A 6,687-nucleotide genomic window follows, 5' to 3' on the forward strand; every position below is an offset into this window, starting at 1 on the left:
CTCGCTCCTACAAGAGCGGGCGGGTGTGCAGGATGCCTGTTTGGCCTCGCTTGACGCCGAACGGCTCCCTCTCCCTTCAGGGAGAGGGCTGGGGAGAGGGGCGGACTTCGACGATACGCCGGCGCCGGGCCTGGCTCCGTTCCCCCGCCCTTATCCTGTCGAGCCAGGGACGGACAACCGCGCCGACCTCACTTCAGGTTGCCACTGAGAAACTGCCGCAGCCGCTCGCTCTTCGGATGGCCCAGCACCTCCTGGGGCGGGCCCTGTTCCTCGACGCGGCCCTGGTGGAGGAACAGCACCTGGCTTGAGACCTCGCGGGCGAAGGCCATCTCGTGGGTCACCAGGATCATGGTGCGGCCTTCCTCGGCCAGGGCCTTGATGACCTTGAGCACCTCGCCCACCAGTTCCGGGTCCAGCGCCGAGGTGGGTTCGTCGAACAGCATGATCTCCGGCTCCATGGCCAGGGCACGGGCGATGGCCACGCGCTGCTGCTGGCCGCCGGAGAGGAAGGCCGGGTACTTGTCCTCCACCTGCGCCGGCAGGCCGACCTTGGCCAGGTAGCTGCGCGCGCGCTCCTCGGCTTCCTTGCGCTCGATGCCCAGGACGCGGCGCGGGGCCAGGGTGATGTTCTCCAGCACCGTCAGATGGCTCCACAGGTTGAAGTGCTGGAACACCATGGCCAGCCGGGTACGGATGCGCTGCAGCTGCGCCGCATCGGCCACGCGCATGCCGCCAGGGCTGGGGACCATGCGCACGACCTCGCCGTCCAGGCTCATGCTGCCTTCGTCGGGTTGTTCGAGGAAGTTGATGCAGCGCAGGAAGGTGCTTTTGCCCGAGCCGCTGGCGCCGATCATGCTCACCACGTCGCCGGTGCGGGTTTCCAGGGAAACACCCTTGAGCACTTCGTTGTCGCCGTAGCGCTTGTACAGGCCTTCGATCTTCAGTGTGGTCATGGAGTCCTCGGGTGCGCCGGCCGCCCCCTGGCGGCCGTGGGTGGATGGGGTTCAGCCATGGCTGGGGCCGAGGAAGGCCAGCCAGCGGCGTTCGGCCAGGCGGAACAGGCCGACCAGGGTGAAGGAGGTCACCAGGTACAGCGCCGCGGCTATGCCGAAGGACTGGAAGGACAGGAAGGTGGCGGCGTTGGCGTCGCGGGCGACCTTCATGATGTCCGGCACCGTGGCGGTGAAGGCCACGGTGGTGGAGTGCAGCATGAGGATCACCTCGTTGCTGTAGTAGGGCAGCGAGCGGCGCAGCGCCGAGGGCATGATCACGTAGCGGTACAGGCGCCAGCCGCTCAACCCGTAGGCATGGGCCGCCTCGACCTCGCCGTGGGCGATGTTGCGGATGGCCCCGGCGAAGATCTCGGTGGTGTAGGCGCAGGTGTTCAGGGCGAAGGCCAGCAGGGTGCAGTTCAGGCCGTTGCGGAAGAAGGCGTCGAGGATCGGCTGCTCGCGCACTGCCGCCACGCTGTAGATGCCGGTGTAGCAGACCAGCAGCTGGATGTAGAGCGGCGTGCCGCGGAACACGTAGGTGTAGAACTGCACCGGCCAGCGCACCAGCGGGTTACGCGAGACGCGGGCGATGGACAGGGGGATGGCGAAGGTGAAGCCGAAGGCGATGGACACCGTCAGCAGCCAGAGCGTCATGGCCAGGCCGGTGATGTGGTAGCCGTCGGTCCAGAGGAAGGCCTTGCCGTACTGCTGCAGCAACTCGATCATCGCAGGGCCTCGCGCACACCGATGGCATAGCGGCGCTCAAGGGCGTTGAGCACGATGTTGGAAACGGTGGTGAAAAGCAGGTAGATGGCCGCCGCCACCAGCAGGAAGAACAGCAGCCGGTAGCTGCTCTTGCCGGCGTCCTGGGCCGCGCGCACCACGTCGGAGAGGCCGATGATGGAGACCAGCGCGGTGGACTTGATCAGCACCATCCAGTTGTTGCCCAGGCCTGGCAGGGCGAAGCGCATCAACTGCGGGAAGAGCACGAAGCGGAAGCGCTGCAGGCGCGTCAGGCCGAAGGCGCTGGCGGCTTCCAGCTGTCCGCGCGGCACGGCGAGGATGGCCCCGCGGAAGGTTTCGGTGAAGTAGGCGCCGTAGATGAAGCCGAGGGTGATGATGCCGGCGCTGAAGGGGTCGATCTCAATGTAGTCCCAGTCCATGTAGTCGGTGATGTCGGCCAGCCAGGTCTGCAGGCTGTAGAAGATCAGCAGCATCAGCACCAGGTCGGGCACGCCACGGATCAGCGTGGTGTAGGCGATGGCGGGGAAGCGCAGCAGCCTCGAGCCGGACAGCTTGGCGCTGGCGCCGAGCAGGCCCAGCAGCACCGACAGCAGCAGCGAGCAGATCGACAGCTTGACGGTCATCCAGGTGCCGTCGAGGAGGATGGAGCCGTAACCCTTGAGGCTCATGTTCTCGGCCAGGGTCCGGAAGAAGTCCTGGAGCATGCGCAGGAAACTCCTTGTGCCTTGTCAGCAGAATAGACCGCCCCCGGCCGCCTTGGCGGCGGCCGGGGGCGGCGGGCGCGGGTCAGTCGTTGTAGATGTCGATGTCGCCGAAGTATTTCTTCTGCAGCTTGTCGTAGGTGCCGTCGGCGTGGATCGCCTTGATGCCCTTGTTGATCATCTCGCGCAGTTCGTTGTTGCCCTTCTTGATGCCGATGGCGATGTCGGCCGGCATCAGCGGGTCATGCACCGGCTTGCTGATCTCGAAGCCCTTGCCCTGGTCGGTGGTGAGGAAGCCCTGCTCGGCCTGCAGCATGTCCTGCAGCGAGACGTCCAGGCGCCCGGACACCAGGTCGGCGTAGACCTGGTCCTGGTTCTGGTAGCTCTTCACGTTGACCCCGGCCGGCTCCAGCTTGGCCTTGGCGAAGGTTTCCTGGATGGTGCCCTGCTCGACGCCGACGGTCTTGCCCTTGAGGGATTCGGCGGTGGCCTCCAGGCCCGAGCCCTTCTTGCTGATCATCGCGGTGGGGCTGGTGAACAGCTTGTCGCTGAAGTCGATTTCCTTCTGGCGCGCCTCGGTGACGGTCATCGAGGAGATCACGCCATCGAACTTGCGAGCCTTCAGGCCCGGGATCATGCCGTCGAAGTCGTTGGCCATCCATACGCACTTGACCTTCAGGTGCGCGCAGATGGCGTTGCCCAGGTCGATGTCGAAGCCGACCAGGCTGCCGTCCGGCGCCTTGGACTCGAAGGGCGCGTAGGACGGGTCGGTGGCGAAGCGGATTTCTTTCCATTCCTTGGCCTGCAAGGCTCCGGCGCCAGCCAGCAGCACCAGGGCGGAGAGGGTCAGCCATGCTTTTTTCATCGGTTGGAATCCTTGGTGGTTGATTCAAGCAGTGGAACGAAAGGCATAACATCAATGTGACAGCAAGTTTCGAACCAGGGGCGCAACCACGGGCCTCGGCGGTAGGAGGCGGACGACAGGCGCGTTCCTACGACAGGTATAGCAGCCGGTCGGGGAAGCGATGCCCCGTTACGGGGCGAGGGGGCGGGGCTTTCGGTAACAGCCTGGTGCGCCGGTTGTGGCGCAGGCACCAAAAAAGAAAGGCACCCGAGGGTGCCTTCAAGATGATCATGGAGTAAGTCGACAGTTATGAGTCGGCGGCGCGGCGGAAGTTCCCGCGCCGGCCGACTATTTCTGCGGCACCAGGGTCAGGCGCTTGGTGCCGTAGACGCGGTCGAGGTTCTGGCTCTGGAACGGGAAGCTCATGTAGTCGCCCTTCAGCCAGGCGTCGATGCCGTCGGCATAGTGCGGGCTGGCCGGGTTGCCGGACTGGCCGCTGCTGTTGAGGCCCAGCATGGGCTCGCTCTGGCCGAAGTCGACGACGATGCGCATGGCCGGGATCAGCCAGGTGTCGAAGTCCTGGCCCCAGGCGTAGGCGGAAACGTTCAGCGTGCTGTGGTCGCCGCCGGCGGGGTAGGGGCCGCGGTCCAGGTAGCCCTTGATCGCCCCCAGGCTGGCGCGCTGGCCGGCGTCCAGGTAGGGCGCCATCTTGGTGCTGTCGCTGACCCAGTCGTAGGTGTGCAGCTTGCCCCACTGCCAGGCGCGGCGGTCGGCGCCGAGCTTCTGCTCGCAGAAGGCGGTGGCGGCGGCCAGGCTGCGGGCGAGGATGGCCGGCTTGTCTTCCTTCTGCGGGGTCTTCACGTCATCCCAGAACGGGCTGTCGTCGCGGCCCAGCAGGTGGTCGGCCTGGGCCGAGTAGGAAAGGTCGGCGTTCTGCACGAAGGCCTTCCAGGCCGGGCTGTCTTCCGGGCCCAGTTCATCGAGGAAGATCTGCCGGGTGCTTTCCTGCAGGAAGGCTTCGTAGAGGGCGGCATCGGCGGAAGTGGCGGAGAGCTTGCCGTCGAAGGCCATCAGCCGGTCCAGGGCCTCGCGGGCGCGTTCGCGCTGGCCGGCGGGCAGGGCCTGGATCGCCTGCTTCAACGGCCCGGCCATGCCGGGCGCGTCGAGCATGCCCTGCAGCTTGGCGGCGAAGGGCGTGGTCTGGTCGTACTGCATGGCGATCATGCTGCGCGCGTCGTGGCGGTTGCTGGCGTTCGCCAGCTGGGCGATGCGCTCGGCCCGCTCGGGGTAGTACCAGGAGCTGGACAGCTGCGCGCCATAGCCGGGCTGCACGGTGCGGTTGTTGGCGGTGCCCAGCCAGCCCTGCTGCGGGTCCTGGTCGGACGGGTGGAGGATCGGGTCGGCGTAGCCGTCCCAGTCGTAGCGCCCGTCCCAGCCCGGGGAGGGCAGCAGGCCGCGGCCGTCCTTGCGGTTGGGGAAGCGCCCGGTGACCTGCCAGCCGATGTGCTTCTCGTCGGCGAACACGATGTTCAGCGGCATGGCGCGGATTTCGCGGGTGGCGTCGAAGGCTTGCTCGACGCTCCTGGCCCGCGACAGGTCGAAGAAGGCATCCAGGCTCTTGTCCGACACCGCCTGGATGCTCTGGTAGGCCAGGCCGTAGCTGCTGGACAGCGGCAGCGGCTGCAGGTCGTTCTTCTTCGCGCCGAGCAGGGCGCTGTTGAGCAGCGGGCCGTGGCGGGTCTCGTAGATGGTCTCGCGCACTGGGCGCTGGCCCTTGACGAAGAAGGTCTCGACGCGCTCGCGGGCTGGCTTCCACTGGCCGTCGGCCAGGTAGTAGAGCTTGCCGCCCTGGCGCCGCACCTGCTCGAGGAAGACGTCCTGGTTGTCGCCCATGACCATGGTCATGCCCCAGGCCAGCTTGCCGTTGAAGCCGGCCACCACGCCGGGCACGCCGGCGATGGTGACGCCGGCGGCGGTGTATTTCGGCGAGCGGACCTGCATGAAGTTCCAGATCGACGGTATCGACAGCGGCAGGTGGGTGTCGTTGGCCAGCAGGCTCTTGCCGCTGCGGCTGCGCTGCGGGGCGATGGCCCAGTTGTTGGAGGCGGCCACGCCGAGCATCTGCAGGCTGGCCACCGCCTCGGCGGCGCCGCCCACCTCGGCCAGGCCGGGAATCTGCCCGGCGAGCTGCAGGCCCTTGAGCTTGTCGGCCTCGGCGAAGGGCAGTTCCTCGTCCGGGTAGATGGGCGTGAGCCAGGCGAGCTTCTCGGCGCCGACCTTCTGCGCCAGCGCCAGGGAATCCAGCTCCTCCTGCAGGTTCACCGCCAGGCCGAAGTTGAGCAGGGCGAAGACCAGCGCGGAGTCCTCCGGCTTCCAGTATTCCGGGCGGTAGCCGGACTCGGCGATGTCCATCGGCAGCTTGTCGCGGTAGCGGAACAGGTAGGCGTTGACGCCGCGCGCGTAGGTCTCGAAGAAGCGCTTCAGGCGTGGCGAGGCGCCGGCGTAGAGGGCATTGGCGGACTGTTTGAGATCGACCGTGCGCATGAACCGGTCGATTTCCAGGGCGCCCGGGCCGACCATCTCCGACAGCCGCCCCTGGGCCATCAGGCGCAGGCTGACCATCTGGCTGATGCGGTCGCTGGCATGCACGTAGCCCATGGCGAAGAGCGCATCGTGGAAGGTGCTGGTCTCGATCAGCGGCATGCCCAGGGCATTGCGGCGCACCGACACGCTTTCGGCCAGGCCCTTGAGCGGCTGCACGCCGGAGGTCGGCGGCAGGCTGTCGGCGTAGCGGTCGTTCAGCCAGGTCTGACAGCCAGTCAGGCTGACGGCGGCGCTGAGGGCGGCGGCGAGGCCGAATCGGGGAAGCGGGCGGAAGGCTCGCGAGGCCATGGAAGCGTGCTCCTGCACAGGGCTTGCGGAAAGCCGCTACGTTAGTGAGGCACGCCCCTTCGCGCAAGCCGCGGGAGCAGGGAATTCGCGGGGTGTGGAGGGGCGGGAGGGCAGGTGAGGATGTTCGCGAAGGGGAGCGCTCCACAGGGTAGCCCGGTGCGTCCGGCGAGCCAATCGCGGACGGAGTCCTACGCCCGTGCGTCTCTGGAACCGTAGGAGACTCCGTTCGCGATTTGGCGGATAACGCCGTAGGCGTTATGCGCCCTACGGACTATCGCGAACGCGGGGAGCCAGGGTTCGCGAGCAAGCTCGCTCCTACGAAGAGCAGTGCCGCTCTTGATTTTAGATTTCCAGAGAAATATCCGAGCGCACCGGAACGCCCCTTCAGAAGGCCGAGCGAAACCGGCGCTCAGGAGGTCATGCGACATGGATGTCGCTAGAGCCCCGATCAGCACAGGGACGTGCTGTCGGGGCGGGCCTCCGTGGCGGGGGAATTCGCGAGGGTAGCCCGGCT

Annotated in this window: 5 protein-coding genes; all 5 read right to left on the reverse strand. The window is 66.9% G+C overall.

Annotation, left to right across the window (positions count from 1 at the left end; genetic code table 11):
• Nucleotides 1-188 precede the first annotated feature (188 nt).
• The 5 genes from VV867_RS24690 to VV867_RS24710 all read right to left on the reverse strand — a co-directional run bounded on the left by VV867_RS24690 (nt 189) and on the right by VV867_RS24710 (nt 6,173).
• A complete protein-coding gene (locus VV867_RS24690) occupies nt 189-953 on the reverse strand; it encodes an ABC transporter ATP-binding protein (RefSeq protein ID WP_109936025.1) in 765 nt (254 codons plus the stop codon).
• A gap of 51 nt (nt 954-1,004) precedes the next feature.
• Nucleotides 1,005-1,718, reverse strand: coding sequence for an ABC transporter permease (locus tag VV867_RS24695; protein ID WP_089394089.1), 714 nt, complete (start codon nt 1,716-1,718; stop codon nt 1,005-1,007).
• Complete coding sequence (locus VV867_RS24700; RefSeq protein ID WP_109936024.1) at nt 1,715-2,440, reverse strand: ABC transporter permease; 726 nt, start codon at nt 2,438-2,440, stop codon at nt 1,715-1,717. Before VV867_RS24700 ends, VV867_RS24695 begins: the two co-directional genes overlap by 4 nt.
• A gap of 82 nt (nt 2,441-2,522) precedes the next feature.
• A complete protein-coding gene (locus tag VV867_RS24705) occupies nt 2,523-3,302 on the reverse strand; it encodes an ABC transporter substrate-binding protein (RefSeq protein ID WP_109936023.1) in 780 nt (259 codons plus the stop codon).
• Between the two features lie 327 nt (nt 3,303-3,629).
• The gene (locus VV867_RS24710; protein WP_328567820.1) at nt 3,630-6,173 is read right to left on the reverse strand and encodes a penicillin acylase family protein; all 2,544 of its coding nucleotides are present in this window, start codon (nt 6,171-6,173) and stop codon (nt 3,630-3,632) included.
• Nucleotides 6,174-6,687: the final 514 nt, after the last annotated feature.

This window comes from Pseudomonas sp. JH-2, from assembly GCF_036231725.1.
GTDB classification, from domain to species: Bacteria; Pseudomonadota; Gammaproteobacteria; order Pseudomonadales; family Pseudomonadaceae; genus Pseudomonas; species Pseudomonas delhiensis.

Coding starts and splice junctions, on each gene's coding strand:
- VV867_RS24700 (WP_109936024.1), bottom strand. CDS start 2,440: ATGCTCCAGGACTTCTTCCGGACCCTGGCCGAGAACATGAGCCTCAAG.
- VV867_RS24690 (WP_109936025.1), bottom strand. CDS start 953: ATGACCACACTGAAGATCGAAGGCCTGTACAAGCGCTACGGCGACAAC.
- VV867_RS24710 (WP_328567820.1), bottom strand. CDS start 6,173: ATGGCCTCGCGAGCCTTCCGCCCGCTTCCCCGATTCGGCCTCGCCGCC.
- VV867_RS24705 (WP_109936023.1), bottom strand. CDS start 3,302: ATGAAAAAAGCATGGCTGACCCTCTCCGCCCTGGTGCTGCTGGCTGGC.
- VV867_RS24695 (WP_089394089.1), bottom strand. CDS start 1,718: ATGATCGAGTTGCTGCAGCAGTACGGCAAGGCCTTCCTCTGGACCGAC.